Raw genomic sequence first — 246 nt, 5'->3', positions numbered from 1 at the left:
GCTGCGAATTGATACCAATGGTATCAGTGGTAGGGGAGCGTTCTAAGTGCAGTGAAGTCAGACCGGAAGGACTGGTGGAGCGCTTAGAAGTGAGAATGCCGGTGTGAGTAGCGAAAGACGGGTGAGAATCCCGTCCACCGAATGCCTAAGGTTTCCTGAGGAAGGCTCGTCCGCTCAGGGTTAGTCAGGACCTAAGCCGAGGCCGACAGGCGTAGGCGATGGACAACAGGTTGATATTCCTGTACC

Annotated in this window: 1 rRNA gene; it reads left to right on the top strand. The window is 54.9% G+C overall.

Annotation, left to right across the window (positions count from 1 at the left end):
* Window positions 1-246: ribosomal RNA gene (locus F1003_RS19090) — 23S ribosomal RNA — on the top strand; the annotation flags it as partial.

The organism is Winogradskyella ouciana (assembly GCF_009709615.1).
GTDB classification, from domain to species: domain Bacteria; phylum Bacteroidota; class Bacteroidia; order Flavobacteriales; family Flavobacteriaceae; genus Winogradskyella; species Winogradskyella ouciana.
The sequence above is the reverse complement of the archived record's forward strand: the minus strand, read 5'-3'. Positions and strand labels throughout refer to the sequence as shown.